The organism is Vicinamibacterales bacterium, assembly GCA_041659285.1.
Lineage (GTDB): Bacteria > Acidobacteriota > Vicinamibacteria > Vicinamibacterales > UBA2999 > 12-FULL-67-14b.
In genome coordinates this window covers 222,708-237,815 of sequence record JBAZYO010000004.1, presented here as the reverse complement: position 1 = coordinate 237,815, position 15,108 = coordinate 222,708, and the positions used below count along the sequence as shown (strand labels likewise).

General features: G+C 67.1%; 13 protein-coding genes. 11 read left to right on the top strand and 2 right to left on the bottom strand.

The features are described from left to right. Complete coding sequence (locus tag WC815_08145; protein ID MFA5908733.1) at window positions 1-942, top strand: NAD(P)-dependent oxidoreductase; 942 nt, start codon at window positions 1-3, stop codon at window positions 940-942. Further along, window positions 939-2,402 carry an FAD-dependent oxidoreductase gene (locus tag WC815_08140; protein MFA5908732.1) on the top strand — a complete coding sequence of 488 codons (1,464 nt, stop codon included), beginning with the start codon at window positions 939-941 and terminating at the stop codon, window positions 2,400-2,402. Before WC815_08145 ends, WC815_08140 begins: the two co-directional genes overlap by 4 nt. Before the next feature lie 57 nt (window positions 2,403-2,459). Here the strand turns inward: WC815_08140 and WC815_08135 are convergent, their stop codons facing one another. Next, window positions 2,460-3,827, bottom strand: coding sequence for a glycosyltransferase family 39 protein (locus WC815_08135; protein ID MFA5908731.1), 1,368 nt, complete (start codon window positions 3,825-3,827; stop codon window positions 2,460-2,462). 12 nt (window positions 3,828-3,839) lie between these two features. Next, entirely contained in the window at window positions 3,840-5,015 is a 1,176-nt protein-coding gene (locus WC815_08130) for a glycosyltransferase (protein ID MFA5908730.1), read from the bottom strand. A gap of 80 nt (window positions 5,016-5,095) precedes the next feature. Here WC815_08130 and WC815_08125 point away from each other — a divergent pair, with 80 nt between their 5' ends. The 9 genes from WC815_08125 to WC815_08085 are packed head-to-tail and all read left to right on the top strand — an operon-like array spanning window position 5,096 to window position 15,100. Beyond that, window positions 5,096-6,913, top strand: a complete 1,818-nt coding sequence (locus tag WC815_08125) for a glycosyltransferase family 39 protein (protein ID MFA5908729.1) — start codon at window positions 5,096-5,098, stop codon at window positions 6,911-6,913. Next, window positions 6,913-7,995: an SGNH/GDSL hydrolase family protein gene (locus WC815_08120; protein MFA5908728.1), complete on the top strand. Its 1,083-nt coding sequence runs from the start codon at window positions 6,913-6,915 to the stop codon at window positions 7,993-7,995. The genes WC815_08125 and WC815_08120 overlap by 1 nt, the downstream gene beginning before the upstream one ends. After that, entirely contained in the window at window positions 7,992-9,116 is a 1,125-nt protein-coding gene (locus WC815_08115; protein MFA5908727.1) for a hypothetical protein, read from the top strand. Before WC815_08120 ends, WC815_08115 begins: the two co-directional genes overlap by 4 nt. Beyond that, complete coding sequence (locus WC815_08110) at window positions 9,113-9,508, top strand: SxtJ family membrane protein (protein ID MFA5908726.1); 396 nt, start codon at window positions 9,113-9,115, stop codon at window positions 9,506-9,508. The genes WC815_08115 and WC815_08110 overlap by 4 nt, the downstream gene beginning before the upstream one ends. A gap of 9 nt (window positions 9,509-9,517) precedes the next feature. Beyond that, window positions 9,518-9,676: a DUF5989 family protein gene (locus tag WC815_08105; protein ID MFA5908725.1), complete on the top strand. Its 159-nt coding sequence runs from the start codon at window positions 9,518-9,520 to the stop codon at window positions 9,674-9,676. 3 nt (window positions 9,677-9,679) lie between these two features. Next, entirely contained in the window at window positions 9,680-11,596 is a 1,917-nt protein-coding gene (locus WC815_08100) for a carbamoyltransferase (GenBank protein ID MFA5908724.1), read from the top strand. Beyond that, complete coding sequence (locus tag WC815_08095; protein MFA5908723.1) at window positions 11,593-12,399, top strand: ABC transporter permease; 807 nt, start codon at window positions 11,593-11,595, stop codon at window positions 12,397-12,399. Before WC815_08100 ends, WC815_08095 begins: the two co-directional genes overlap by 4 nt. A gap of 5 nt (window positions 12,400-12,404) precedes the next feature. Next, entirely contained in the window at window positions 12,405-13,679 is a 1,275-nt protein-coding gene (locus tag WC815_08090; GenBank protein ID MFA5908722.1) for an ABC transporter ATP-binding protein, read from the top strand. Further along, window positions 13,676-15,100: a CDP-glycerol glycerophosphotransferase family protein gene (locus tag WC815_08085; protein ID MFA5908721.1), complete on the top strand. Its 1,425-nt coding sequence runs from the start codon at window positions 13,676-13,678 to the stop codon at window positions 15,098-15,100. Before WC815_08090 ends, WC815_08085 begins: the two co-directional genes overlap by 4 nt. Window positions 15,101-15,108: the final 8 nt, after the last annotated feature.

Below are 15,108 nucleotides of genomic sequence, written 5' to 3'. Positions count from 1 at the left end.
GTGAAACTCCTCCTCACCGGCGCCTCCGGATTTATCGGCCACAACGTGCTGCTGCGTGCACCGCGCGATTGGGAGATCGTCGCCGTCTACCACCAGACGCCGGGCCTCGAAGCGTTCGTCGAGGCGCAGGGCCTGTCCCACGTGCGCCCGGTGCGCTGCGACCTGCTCGACGAGGGCGCGGTGCAGGCCATGGCCCGCGACATCGGCCGGCCCGACGCCATGCTGTACCTGGCCGCCAATGGCGACCCGGCGGCGTCGGCCGAACGGCCACGGTGGGACCTGGACTCGAACACCGCCGCCTTCGTCACCACCCTCGAGCACTGCCCGGCGGATCACGTGGTCTACCTCTCGTCGGGCGCGGTATATGACGGCTTGAGCGGGCCCGTCACGCCCGCAACCGCGGTGTCGCCGCGGCTGCCCTACGCGATTGCGAAGCTCGCGTCGGAGCAATACCTGCGGTTCTTCTGCGAGCGGCAGGGCACTGTCGGCAGTTACGTCAACGTGCGCTTCTTCGGCGCCTATGGACCCTACGAAGCCGCACGCAAGATCACCACCAAGTGGCTGCAGGCGATGCGGGCGGGCCAGCGCGAGTTCGTGGTGCGCGGCAACGGCCAGAACCTGATCGACTTCATGTACGTGGACGACGCGATTGACGGCTTCCTGGCGCTGGTCGCCGCCGCCGGCACCCGGGCCACCGTGGACTTTGCGTCGGGCGCTCCGGTCAGCGTCAACGACGTGGTTGGCACGATGGCCAAGGTCGCGGGGGCGGACGTGTCGGTGCGGCACGAAGGCACGGTGGCCGAGTACATCGAGTTTCGATCGGCGGACACCACCATGCACGACACCTTCGGCATCACGCCGCGGGTGTCATTCGAAGACGGGTTGCAGCGGCTGCGCGCCTTTCTGGCCGGCGCCGCTCAGGTCGACATGAGGAGAGGATGAGCGGAAAGCAGCGGGTAGTGATTCTGGGTGCCGGGCCGGCCGGTATCACGGCGGCGTGGCGGCTCAGTGAACTGGGCTATCCGGTCACCGTGCTCGAACGCGACGATGCCGTCGGCGGCATGGCGCGGACCATCAACGTCGGCAACTACGCCGTCGATTTCGGGCCGCACACGTTTCACGTCCGCGAGACCGAGGAGAGCCGCCGCGTGCTGGCCTCGATCAAGCACTTCTTCGGCGAGGATCCCCTGGTCCTGACCCGCGGCACCCGCGTGTTGCTGCGCGGCAAGGAGTACGTCTACCCGCTCGAGATGCTGCAGGTGCTGAAGGGCGTCAGCCCGTTCCTGTCGGCGCGGATCATCTTCGATTACCTGGTGGCGACGCTCAAGTCGACCTTTGCGCCGGCGAAGAAGGAAGACTCGTTCGAGGAGTGGGGCGTCCGCAACCTTGGCCGCACGCTCTATGACCTCTGCTTCGGCATCTATTCGGAGCGCGTGTGGGGCCTGCCGACAAGCCAGATCTCGTCGAAGCAGGCGCAGCGGGTCGCCAAGCTCAACCTGAAGAACATCATCCTGCGCACGCTGGGCATCAATGCGGACCCGGCGACCTACTTCACGAAGTACATGTATCCGCGCAAGGGCATCAGCCTGCTCTACGAGGGCATGGCGGCGGAAGTGCGCGCCGCCGGCAACGTGATCAAGCTGAACGCGCCGGCCGTGCGGCTCGAGCGCGACCCTTCGACAGGCTCAGGGCAGGGAGGCGATCGCGTGGCCCGCGTGGTCTATCGCGAAGACGGGCAGGAGAAGGCCGTCGAGTGCGACCTGCTGCTGTCGACGTTGCCGCTGCCGGCGCTGGTGTCGATGACGACGCCGTCCCTGCCGGCAGAGGTGGTGTCGCACGCCGGCAAGTTGCGCTACCGCAGCCTCAAGCTGATCTACATCGTCCTCAAGCGCGCGCGGATGACCGATTACCACTGGGTGTATTTGCTCGATGCGCAGTTCCGCGTCAACCGGCTGTCGGAGCAGAAGAACGTGAGCCCCGACATGGTGCCGGCCGATTCGACGGTGCTGTGCATCGAGCTGTCGCTGTGGAAGGACGAGCCGCTGTGGCAGGCCAGCGACGAAGAGGTGTATCAGCTCGCGTTACGCGACCTGATGAAGATGGGCTACCACGTGACGCCCGATGAAGTGCTCGAGTACTACGTCGCCGACATTCCGACGGCCTATCCCGTGTACGAGCTCAACTTCGAGGAACATCTTATCCCGGTGCTCGACGGCGTGCATGAGGTGTCGAACCTGCTCACGCTGGGCCGCCACGGGTTGTTCCTGAACAACAGCATGGACGACAACGTGCTGCTCGGGATGCAGATCGCCGATCACATCAACCGTCCCGAAGGCGCCGACAGCCGCGCCTGGAAGACGGAGATGCTGGCGTTCATGAAACTCAGATTTCAGGGAAAGTGACGCCAGGGCCGCAGATGACGGTGACGCCAGGGCCGCAGATGACGCAGATGACGCAGATCAGGTCTTCTTGCGGGTCATTTCCACTACGCCAACGCTCGCCAGGGCCAGAACGATCGGCTTTACGGGCAACGACTGGCGCGCTTCGCACAGCAGCGGCAAGTGAACCCCCGTCACGTAGATGATCGGCAGCGTTAGCATCACCGCTTCGAGCCAGCGGCCGCCGCGAACCAGGACCACCGCTCCCCCCGCCGCCACCAGCAGCAGCACCACTTGAATCAGCCAGATCAATCGAACCACGGACGCCGGCATCTCATTGATGTCGCGGTACCTGATCGGGATCTCGGCGGCCCACAACACGAACGTGCCGGTCACGACGCGGCGCCGGATGTGACCGAGCGGATCTTCGCGCATGTGCGCCAGGGCCAAGCGCAGGTATTCACCGTCGGCCACCACGCGGGCGCGGACCCGTTCCATCGGATCGATGGGCGTATCCCAGATGGCGCGAATGTCACGCCACTCGTTGACGTAGTCGAGCATCGGCTCGGCCGGCAGTCCGGCTGCCGCGGCTTTCGCCAGCACGCGGCGGGTCAGTTCGTCGCGGTCAGCGGTGGTGTCGGCGAGTGTGATCAGGTCCGCCTGTATCCGCCCCGTCCATCGGCCCTGCCAGGAGCCTTCCCACAGGCCTCGGCCAATGCCGCCGGCGGGCGAGAGGGTGAATTGGCCGAGGTTCACGTAGTTGTAGGCAAACCACGGCATCAAGGTGATCGCAGCGGCCACGGCGAGGACGCTCCAGCCCTTCAGCATGGCGGCGGAGCGCTGACGGCGGACCAGCATCGGCACTGCGATGGCGAAGAAGAACGGCATCAACACGAACGCCGGCCGGACGAGGGTCGTCACGCTGAACAGGAAACCGGCGAGCGCGAAGTCGCGGAGCCTGCCGTCTTGCGCGGCGCGGAGGGCGACCACGATCGCCGCGGTGGCGACCAACGCCGTCCACAGCTCGGTCACGACCAGCGCGCCGAAATAGGGCAGCGGCGAATACACGGCGGTGAGGCCGGCGGCGACCAGGGCGGTCCGCTGATCGCTGACGCGTCGCGCCACTACGAAGACCAGCAGGCAGATCGCGACGAACACCAGCGCCTGCGCCACGGCGACGGCGGTGTTGTTGCCGACGCCGGCCAACAGGTAGACGACCGCGACAAACGCCGGGTAGCCGGGCGTGCGAATCACTTCCGGCGCGAACGTCTCGGTGCCGGCATAGCGGGTGAACTGCCCGGTGGTGGCGAGGCTCTCGGCCAGCCGTTGATAGCCGCGCTGGTCGCTCCAGTTGACCATGGCGTCGCGGTCCGGGCCTTGGTAGACGATGTAGAGCGCCGCGTGCGCCAGGGCGACGAGGCAAATCACGAGCAGGGCGCGTTGGCGCATCAGCATTCCATCCTAGGGCCGGGCCAGCAGGTCGCGGTACATCGCGGCGATTTCCCGGACCAGCCGCTCGATGCCGTAACGCTCGAGGACGGTCGCGCGGGCGCCGGCGCCCATGGTGTCGCGGCGGGTGGCGTCCGACAGCAACCCGTTCACATGACCCGCCAGGGCGTCGGCGTCGCCGAACGGCGCCAGCAGGCCGACGTCGGGCGAGTTGATCACGTCCTTGACCCCGCCCACCGCCGTGCTGACGCCCGGGACGCCGGTGGCCATCGCCTCGATCAGGGCCACAGGCGTGCCCTCGTTGCGGGACGTCAACAGAAAGACATCGGTGGCGCCGTAAATGGTGGCCAGGTCGCGGCGCCAGCCGAGAAACCGCACGTTGCCGGCGATGCCCAGCGCCGCCGCGTGGGCTTCCAGTTCGGCCTGCAGCTCGCCGCCACCAGCGATGAGCGCAATGACATCCGGGTGGCCGGCAGTCGTCCGCCGGATCACGTCGAGGAACAGCCGGTGCTGCTTGATGGCCGTCAGCCGGCCGACCGTGCTGATCACCGGCACGCCAGGCGGCAGGTTCAGCGTGCGGCGCGCCTCGGCGCGGGCCGCCGCATCGACGGCGGCGAACGGCGCCAGGTCGAATCCAAGCGGGACCACGTGGAATTGGCGGTCGCGCCCGATGCGATACGTGTTCAGCAACTCATCCCGAATCGCCGGCGAGATCGCGACGATGGCGTCGCTCACGGTGGCCAGCGCGCGCTCGAGCGTGATGAAGACCTTGGTCATCACCGGACTGAAATACCCGTCGAGCACGTGGCCGTGATAGGTGTGCACGACGCGCGCGCGGGGCGCGGCGCCGCGCGTCAGGTTGTAGGCGGCGGCGGCCATGCGGCCCAGCATCCCGGCCTTCGCCATGTGCGTGTGAACGATCACCGGCCGCAACCGCCTGAACTGCGCATACAACGCGAACACCGTGCGGAGGTCGTCGATCGGCGACAGCTGACGCTGGAGTCGCGGCAAGTACACGGTGTCGGCGCCCGCCGGAATCAAATACGACATGTCGCCTTCACCGTCGCCAAGGCGTCCGTGGAACAGGCGCGTGTGGAAGCCGTGGCGCTCGAGAGCGCTGGTGAGACGCGTCGCTTGAATGGACGGGCCGCCGATATTGAGGCGCGTGATTACACGCGCGACAGGCACTGGCGGCTGGTGGTTGGGGTCGCTCGGCATCTACTCGAGTGCGATCACTCTACCATTCGATTGAGCCGCGGGGCGGACCCGTGCCGGTGAAGGTTGCCGGTCTGGCCGCCAGCGTCCTGTTCGTGATCGCCGCCGTCGTGGTTGTGATGGTGGTGCCCGACCGGGCCCAATTGGTGCTGTACATCGCGTCGAGCGGCGCGAACGAGGTGGTCATTCCCGTCGCCTATTGGGCCGCCGTCGCTCTCTGGGCCTGGCTCGCCTCACGAGCCATTCACGCGCCCCTTTCGCAAGTATTGCCACCGGCGATCGCCGTGGGGATGGCGTTGCATCTGTTGTTACTGCTCGCGATGTTCACCCCGCAACTCGCCGACCCTTCGCGGTTCAGCACGGCGTTCTACCGGCTCTACGCGCGCGGCTTCTGCGGCATGGCGCTGGTGGGCGCACTCGGCTGGTCGGCTGGGCACATGGGCAAGTCCGGGCGCGCGCCCGGCAGGTCCGCGATATTTGTGGTGCCCGTGCTGGCCGGCGCTTGCGTGCTGGCCGCCGCCCTCGTTCGCTACGACATGTGGGTGGGTCTTGGGGCCGTCGTGGCCGGCCTCGCCTTGATCGGGTGGGTTTCGGGATTGGCGTCCACTCCTGCCCGGTGGCAGGCTGCCTCCCGCCTGGCGCGCAAGGCGATGGCCGGCGATCGTGCCTTCATGCTCGCCGTGTTCCTCGTGGCTCTGGGGTTGCGACTCCTGTACCTCCGCCGGGTCATGACCGACCCTGGCTATCTCGCGACCGGCGGGGACGGCCCGGTTTACGACGCCCTGGCCTGGTCGATTGCCAGCGGCGAAGGTGTACCGGCGTCATTTCGTGAGGGCTATCCGCTGCTGCTGCTCGGCTATGTCTGGTTCGCCGGAGCGGTCTACGCCATTGCGGGGCACAGCTATTTCGTCTTGTGCGCGGTCCAGTCGGTGCTGGGAGCCCTGGCGTGTGTGCTGCTCTTCCTGGTGGCGCGGCAGCTCTTTGGCCTGGCAACCGCGCGGGTGGCGGCGCTCTTCGCGGCCCTCAGTTTTCCGCTGTTGTTTGCGGCCGCGGCCATTGGCCACCAGGCGGTGGACGTCTTCCTCACGCTGCTGATTACCTGGATGCTGGTTCGGGTTATCGAAGCCCGCAGGGCTGACGGTCTGGCGTGGGCGACGATCGGTGTGCTGCTCGGATGCGCCATCGCTGTCAGGGAGACCAGCGCGTTCCTCCTGGCGTTGGTCCTCGCCTGGATGCCATTCGCCTTCAGGCGCCGCGCGCTCGGCGGTTCCTGGCGGGCCGCCGCGTGGGTAGTGGCTGGCGTGGTCCTCGTGGTGACACCGTTGATCGTGCCGTCGGTGTCCACTCAGGCGGGCCGCCTCCGTCTGCGCCAACACTTCGACCGCCTGTACACCGGACAAGGCGATGTGGTTCGGACGCGCAAGGACCTGATCGGGCCGCTCGAGGATCCCGGTGCGGCACTCGCACAGTTTCGTCAGCAGCCGGCGCTCGTCGCTGTAACGCTCAGCCGCGCTGTCGTGCATAACTTCGCCGTCCAGTTCTTTACGCAACCGTTTGGCGGATTCGACCTCGTGTTCCTGGCAAAGGGCTCGGCGTACTACTACGGCCTGTGGTTCTATGCCTACGCGCTGGCGTGCGCGGGGACGGTCATCGCGGCCAGGCGGGTGATCGCCGGTGGCGCCGCCGCCGCGGGCACGGCGCTGGTCCTGGGGATCATCGCCTCCCGCACCTTGCCCCACCTGGTGCTCGAATCGCACTATCGACATCGCGTGCCGATTGAGCCGCTGTTGATTCTGTTGGCGGCGGTCGCGGCCGTCGGCCTGGTGGTCGCCGCGCGATCGCACTGGGAACTCCGCGGAGTGGAGGCGTAATGGCGCTCACCAGGCGCAAGTTCATCGTGTTTGCGGTCGTCGCGGTCGTTCTGTCGGTGGTGGTGCCGTTGATGGTGGCGCTGGCCGCCGACCTCTACCTTCATCGGCGCGCCGAGCGCTCCGCCGGCCTGAACCGATGGGGCTATCGCGGGCCGATTGTCGGCGCCAAGCAGCCCGGTGAGCTCCGAGTCGCGATGCTCGGTGGCAGCACCGCGTTCGGCTACGGCGTAACGTGGGATGAGGCCATCCCCGCCCTCCTCGAGCGGAGGTTGAATGAGCAACGCGGTGAAGCCCCTGCGCGGGTCATCAACCTCGGCTTCAACAACGAGGGCGCCTACTCGTTCCTGCCCACACTGCAGGACTTCGAGTTCCTCGACTTCGACGTGGTCACCTTGTACGAGGGATACAACGATCTCAGCGGCGACCTGGCCCCCAACCGGGCCGTCTATCGCCACGAGTCGGTGGTGTTCCGCATGACCGGCTACTTTCCGATTCTGCCTCTCGCCCTCACCGAGAAGGCCCGGTCGTTGCGTTACGGCGGTGACCTCAACGCGGCGTATGCCGATGCCCGCAATGAGCCCACCGGCAGAACCGTGTTCCGGCCCGGCCTGGCCGATCGCACCTCAGCGTCGGCGCTCGAGGCCGCCGGGGCGGTATCGGAATCGCTCAGCAGGCAGCTCGATCGGCTCTCGAACCAGGCACCGCCGGCGGTTTCACTGACGAGCGAGGCCGGCTGCGCCTCTCCCTGGGCGAACTACTGCCAGGCGATCTACGTGGCGACCCGCTACGCCCTGGATCGCGGCAAGGTGGTCGCGATTGCGGGGCAGCCCCGCAAGGTCAAGGAGGATGCGCGAGTTCACGATGACCAGCAGCGCGCCGTGATCGGCATGATTGCCCGCCACTTCGCAAACGACCCGCGGGTTCGCTATGTCGATCTGCGCGACTCGGTCGACCTGAACAACCTCGACATCGCGTTCGACGGCATGCACCTGAACGCCGAAGGGAACGCAACGATGGCCAGGGGATTGGCGCCGGCGATCCGGGCGTTGGCTGCCGTGAAGGGAAGCGCCGCATCGCGATGATCGGCCACGGCGAGCCCGCCATCTTCTGGCGAACCGCCTGGTGGCACGGCGCCGGCGTGTTGGCCATTCTTGGCCTCGTCGCGTGGCTCGCGCCGGCGCCCACGCCATCCGACCAGGGCATGATGGAGAAGGTCGGTCAGGGCGTGATCGTTCCGGGGTGCGCCGACCTCAATTGCTTCCGGATTCTCGTTCCCGCGGTGGTCGAGTCCTTCCCCGGGCCATCGCTTCCGCGCTGGCGCGCCTATGCCGCTGTCGCCAACGCCGCGGCGGCGGTAGCCACCGGCCGACTCGCGCTGGCGCTCGGGCTTGCGCCGCGCGCGGTGACGCTGACCATCTGGCTGTCGGCGCTCGGCGCCGGCAGTTTCTCGACCGTCTACCATCCCTATAACGCGGATCCGCTCGTGCTGTGCTTCGCTCCAATCACCACGTTGCTCCTGCTGCGAGGCCGCACCAGGGCTGCCGGGACGCTTGCCACCATCGGCATTTTCGCCAAGGAGTTTGCGGCAGCGCCGCTCTACATCGCGGCCGCCGCCGCCGCGCTCGGGCGCGAGTGGAAGACATTCCGCGTCCGGATTACGCTGGCGGTGGCAGTCACCGCCGCCTGGGTGGCGCTGCAACTCGTGCTGATGTCGGCCTTCAACTACAGCTACAACGACAACCCATCGTCCAAGCCCCTTGCCGGTGGATATCTCCGGCTGTGGCTTGAACATGTCACGCCGGCGACGGCTGCGTTCGGCCTGTTCGGGGCCTTTGGCGCGCTCAACCTGATGCTGCCGGTGGGCTGGAAGCAGGCGCCGCAGATCCTCAAGGATCTGTGTGCCGGAGCGATTCCGGCGTTGCTGGCGTTCGTCTACGTGGCGACCCCGGAACGCGCACTGTGGAACTTCTATTTCCTGGCGGTCCCGGTTGCCGCCATCGTGCTGGCGCAGTTGCCCGCGGCCCTTACCTGGGCCTTCGTCGCCGCCTACACCCTGGCGAACTTTCGCATCGGTGCCCAGATCTCTGAAGTCCCGGCCTCGCGTTACGCGCTCGCCGTCTCGATCGTCATCGCGATCCTGGCGGTGATACGAGCTCTGCGCGCGCCACGCCTGGCCCCACCCCTCACGGTAGCGACAACATGACATCCAAAGGTCCGGCCAACCCCGAGAAGTCGTTCGGCGTCTCGGTCGGCATCGTCCTCCTGCTCATTGCCGCGGCGATGGTCTGGCGCGAGCGCATGCTCACGGCGCAGATCGTCGGCCCGATCGGCGCCGTCCTCCTGGTGCTCGGGCTGGTGCAGCCCCGGCTGTTGAAGTGGCCAAGCGCGGTGTGGTGGCGCTTCGCGATGATTCTCGGCTACATCAACGCCCGGATCATCCTGACCGTCATCTTCGCGGTGGTCTTGAGTCCCCTGGGGCTGTTGTGGCGGCTCACCGGCAAGGATCCTCTCGCCAGGAAACGGCGCAATTGGCCGGGCTGGTCGCCGTACCCGGCCCGGTATCGCCTCCCCGATCACTACAAGAAGATGTACTGAGGTAATGACATGGCCAAAAGTCGAGTGCTGTCCGAGTTCTTCCAGTTCCTCAAGCAGGAAAAGAAGTATTGGCTGATGCCGATCGTGATTGTCTTCCTGCTGTTCGGCCTGCTGATCGTGTTCGCGCAGTCGAGCGCCGTCGCGCCGTTCATCTACACGTTGTTCTAGCGCTTGCCCAAGTTCATTCTCGGCATCTCTGCGTATTACCACGACTCGGCCGCCTGCCTGGTGGTGGATGGCCGGGTCGTCGCGGCCGCGCAGGAAGAACGCTTCACCCGCAAGAAGCACGATGCGTCGTTTCCGGCGCAGGCCGTCGCCTACTGCCTGCGCGAGGCGGGCATCACCGCGGCGCAACTCGATCTGGTCGGCTTCTACGAGAAGCCGCTCGTCAAGTTCTCGCGGTTGCTCGAGACCTACGTCGCGTCGGCGCCCCTGGGCCTGCGTTCGTATCTGATGGCGATGCCGCTGTGGCTGACCGAGAAGCTCTGGATGTCGGATGACATTGCCGATCAGCTGGACGGCTACGAGGGACCGATCCTGTTCGGCGAGCATCATGAATCGCACGCGGCTTCGGCGTTCTATCCGTCACCGTTCGAGCAGGCCGCCGTGGTCACCATCGACGGCGTCGGTGAATGGGCGACCTCGTCGATCGGTGTCGGCCGGGGCCACGACCTCGAGATCCTGCACGAACTCCGGTTCCCGCACTCGCTTGGCCTGCTGTATTCCGCGTTCACCTATTTCACCGGCTTTCGCGTCAACTCCGGCGAGTACAAGGTGATGGGACTCGCGCCGTACGGCGAGCCCAAGTACGTCAAGGCCATCAAGGACCACGTCATCGACATCAAGGACGATGGCAGTGTGTGGATGAACCAGGACTACTTCACCTACGCGCACGGGCTGACCATGACCGGTTCGCGGATGGAGCAGCTGCTGGGTGGTCCGGCGCGCAAGCCGGAAAGCCCCTTGACGCAGCGCGAGATGGACCTCGCCCGCTCGATCCAGGAGATCACCGAAGAGGTGATGTTGAAGATGACGGCCTTCGCGCATCGTGAGACCGGCATGCGCGACCTGTGTCTCGCGGGGGGCGTCGCGCTCAACTGCGTGGGCAACGGCCGCATTCTGCGCGAAGGACCGTTCGACCAGGTGTGGATCCAGCCGGCGGCCGGCGATGCCGGCGGCGCCCTCGGCGTGGCGCTCAGCCTGTGGCATCGGCATTTGGATCAGCCGCGCGTCAGCCCCGAGGCGGCCGGTACCTGGGAACGCCCTCTTGGCACCCCTGGCCCTGGCACCCTAGGCACCCCAGGCACCTTAGGCACCTTAGGCCCCTTGAAGTATTCCGATGGCATGAGTGGCTCGTACCTAGGGCCGTCCTTCTCGGAGAGCGAGATCGCGTTGGCGATCGAGCGCGGTGGGTGGGTGGCGCGCCGGGTCGAACCGTCGGCGGTGGCCGACGAAGTGGCGGCAGCGCTTGCCTCGGAGAAGGTCGTCGGCTTGATGCAGGGCCGCATGGAGTTCGGGCCGCGGGCGCTGGGCGGACGGTCCATCATCGGCGACCCGCGGTCGCCCAAGATGCAGGCGCAGATGAACCTGAAGATCAAGTTCCGCGAGTCGTTCCGGCCCTTCGCGCCGTCGGTGCTGCGCGAGCACGCCGCCGACTGGTTCGAGCTCGACGGTGACAGTCCGTACATGCTCCTCGTCGCCGACGTCAACCAGGAACGCCGCATTCCGGTGCCGCCCGAGGCCGATGCATTGTGGGGCATCGAGAAGCTGAACGTGCCGCGCTCGACCGTGCCGGCGATCACCCACGTCGACAACTCGGCGCGCATCCAGACGGTGCGCCGCGAGACCAACGCCCTTTACTACGACATCCTCGAGGCCTTCAATCGGCGCACGGGGTGTCCGGTCATCATCAACACGTCCTTCAACGTCCGCGGCGAGCCGATCGTCTGCTCGCCGGAAGACGCCTACCGCTGCTTCATGCGCAGCGACATGGATGTGCTCGTGCTCGAGAATTTCCTGCTCGAGAAGGCCGACCAGCCGAAGCGGGCGGAAGACGAGAACTGGAAGTCGGAGTTTGTCCTCGATTGACGACCAGCCATCAACTGAGCGACAAGCCCGAGCGGATCTCGATGGCGGCGTACCTCGAGCTGCTCATGAACCTCACGCGGCGTGAGGTCAAGGGGCGCTACAGCCAGTCGCTGTTCGGCGCCGGCTGGGCGATCGCGCAGCCGCTGGCGATGATGGCGGTGTTCACGCTGGTGTTCTCGCGCTTGGGCCAGATGCCGTCGGGCGGCGCGCCGTATCCGCTGTTTGCGTTCGCCGCGCTGGTGCCGTGGTTCTTCTTCTCGAACTCGGTCAACTCGGGCACGATGAGCCTGGTCACCTACCGCAACATCGTGACCAAGACCTACTTCCCCAGGGAGATCGTTCCGCTCGCGCAGGTCGGCTCGCGGCTGGTCGATCTGGCGGCCGCCTCCAGCCTGTTCGCGCTGTTGATGGTCTATTACCAGGTCGGCGTCGGCCGGTGGATGGCGCTGGTCCCGGTGTTCGCCCTGTTGCTCCTGCTGTTCACGCTGGGCGTGACGCTGGCGACCTCGGCCCTCAACGTCTTCTACCGCGACGTCAACCCGGTGGTGCAGATTGGCCTGCAGTTGTGGCTCTATCTCACGCCGGTGGCGTATCCGCTGTCGGCGGTGCCGCCGGCGTACCGGCCGTTCTTCCTGCTCAACCCGCTTACCGGCGTGGTCGAGGGGCTGCGGGCGGTGCTGATCTTCAACCGCGCGCCCGAGTGGGACGTGGTCGGCATCTCGGCGGCGCTGATTCTGGGGCTGCTGCTGTGTTCCGCGGTCCTGTTCAAGAAGACCGACAAGTACTTCGCCGACGTGATCTAAGCCCCGTGTCCCTCGCCATCCAACTCGAACACGCCAGCAAGCGCTACCGCACCGGCCGCTCCCGGACGGTGGTTGACCTCGTGGCGTCCAGCATCGACGGCTGGCGCGGCAACAACGGCGACGTGCACAGCGCGACGCGCGGGAAAATCAGCTCGACGATCCACGCCCTGAAGGACGTGTCGTTCGAGGTGTCCCAGGGCGCCGGGCTCGGCATCATCGGCCGCAACGGCGCGGGAAAGACGACGCTGCTGAAGCTGATTTCGCGGGTGACCTGGCCGACCAGCGGCAAGGTCCGGGTTGCCGGCCACGTGGTGTCGCTGATCGAGCTGGGCGCTGGCTTTCACCCCGAGCTCACCGGGCGCGAGAACGTGTACCTCGGGGCCGGCCTGTTCGGGCTGACGCGCAAGGAAATCGATCGGCAATTCGACGAGATCGTCCACTTCGCCGACGTCGAGCGCCTGATCGACACGCCCATGAAACGCTACTCGTCCGGCCTCTATGCGCGGCTTGGCTTCGCGGTCGCGATCCACAGCCGGCCCGACATCGTCCTCGTTGACGAAGTGCTGTCGGTCGGCGACGCCGCGTTCCGGCGCCGCGCGCTCGAGGCGCTGCGCGGCCTGATCGCGGCCGGCAAGACGGTGCTGTTCATCTCGCATGACATGTGGAACGTGCGGCGGTTGTGCAGTCAGATCCTCTGGATGGAGGAAGGCGCCGTGCGTGCGCACGGTCCCGCGGGCGAGATCGCCGAGCGCTACATGAACGAGGTCAACCTGCAGGCGCTCGCGAACCAGGAGACGTCGCTGCAAAGCCATCGTGGCGGCACCGGCGAAGTGCGCTTCGAATCCGTGGAGCTGTTCAACCAGTCCATGGCGCCGGCGACGACGTTTGCCGCCGAAGACACCCTGGTGGTGCGGGGCGGCTACACCGCGACCAGGCCGGTGGAGCGTCCGGTGTTCCAGGTGGCCATTGTCGACGTCGACACCGGCGTCATTGTCACCACCGCCAGCAGCGTCCGCGCCGACATGCCCGCCACGGTGTCGGGATCCGGCGCCATCGAGATGCGCTTTGGCCGGCTGCCGCTGCGGCCCCGGCAGTACGTGCTGCGCCTGTCGATTACCGACGCCCACCAGCTCGGGTCCTACGATGAGATCGTGGCGGGGCCGCGGTTCGCGGTGGTCGGCGCGGGTGGCGGCGTCGACAGCCTGGCCGACGAACAGGACGGGCTGGTCACCGTGCCGTTTGAGGTCCGCCACTTCGGGCCCGGGAGTGCGCGGGCGTGACGCGGTCGATCTTCGTGTCGGTGCCGCACGGCACCAGTGCCGGCAACATGCTGCGGGCCGGCGGCCTGCTCGACCGGCTGCGGGAGTTCGATGCCACCTTGCCGGTGGTGCTGCTGTCGCCGATGGCGCGCGATGCGGCATTCGTGAAGGAGTTCGAGCGCCCGGGCGTGTTACTGCTGGATCAGCCGGCGCATGTGCCCTCCGGTCTCGAAGCGCGCCTGCTGTCGCTGGTGCAGGCCAGCTTCCTGAGCCGCGGCCGCACCGAGTCGGTGCGCATCCGCATGATGGAGGCGCGGGCCAACGGCATCATCCGCTGGCTCGGGCTGAAGTCGCTGCTGGGCCGCCTCGTCTCGCGCGCCGCTGCGCCCTACGCCCTGTCGGACCGCCTGGTATCGCACCCGGAGACGGAACGCCTGTTCGATCAGCATCGTCCGGCCCTGGTGGTGTGCGCCAACCCGGGGCTGGTCTTCTCCGAGGTCCCCTTGATGCGAACCGCGCGGCGTCGTGGCGTGCCCTGCATGGTGATCGACGCGAGCTGGGACAACTTCACCAACAAGCTCCTGCCCGTGCGGCAAGCCGACCGTCTCGTGGTGTGGAACGACATCATGAAGGACCAGGCGGTGCGGCTGCACGGCTACCGTCCCGAGGCGGTGCGCGTGGCCGGCGCGCCGCAGTTCGACGTGCACTTTCGCCCGCAGGCCCGAAGCACCCGCGCCGAGTTCTTCGCGCGCATCGGCGCCGACCCGGCCCGCAAGCTCATCGTGCTCACCACCACACCGCGGTCCCTGTACCGGCACCACGACTACGTCCTGCGCGAGCTGGCGGTGGCAATCGAGCACGGGCCGCTCGCGGGCGCGCAGGTGCTGGTGCGGCTGCACCCGCGCGACGAGGTGGCGGCCTACCGCGAGTTTGCGGGCGTGCCGCACGTGATCATCGAGAAGCCGTTCCGCAGCACCGTGACCGTCGCCGACGGACTCGCCATCGACGTGATGCCCGAGCACCAGCGTCACCTCGGCGATACGCTGTGCCACGCCGATGCGGTGGTGAACGTGGCGTCAACCATCACCATTGAGGCGTGCATCTTCGACACTCCCGTGGTGAACATCTGTTTCGATGGTCCCGAGGTGGAGCCCTATGTCAGCTCCGCCACGCGGTACTACAAGTTCACCCACTACGTGAACATCACCAACCGCCACGCCGTGCGGGTGGCGACGTCGGCCGCCGAGATGGTGGCGGCGGTGGCCCGGTATCTCGGCGATCCGTCACTCGACGCGGAAGGCCGGCGGCAAGTGGTGCGCGATCAGTGCCAGTTCACGGACGGCCACTCGGCCGCCCGCGTCACGGCGGCGGTGATCGACGAGCTGGGCGGGTCGATAGGGGCCACCAGAAGGGCGGGACTTCAGTCCCGCCGTACCGCATGAGAATCTGT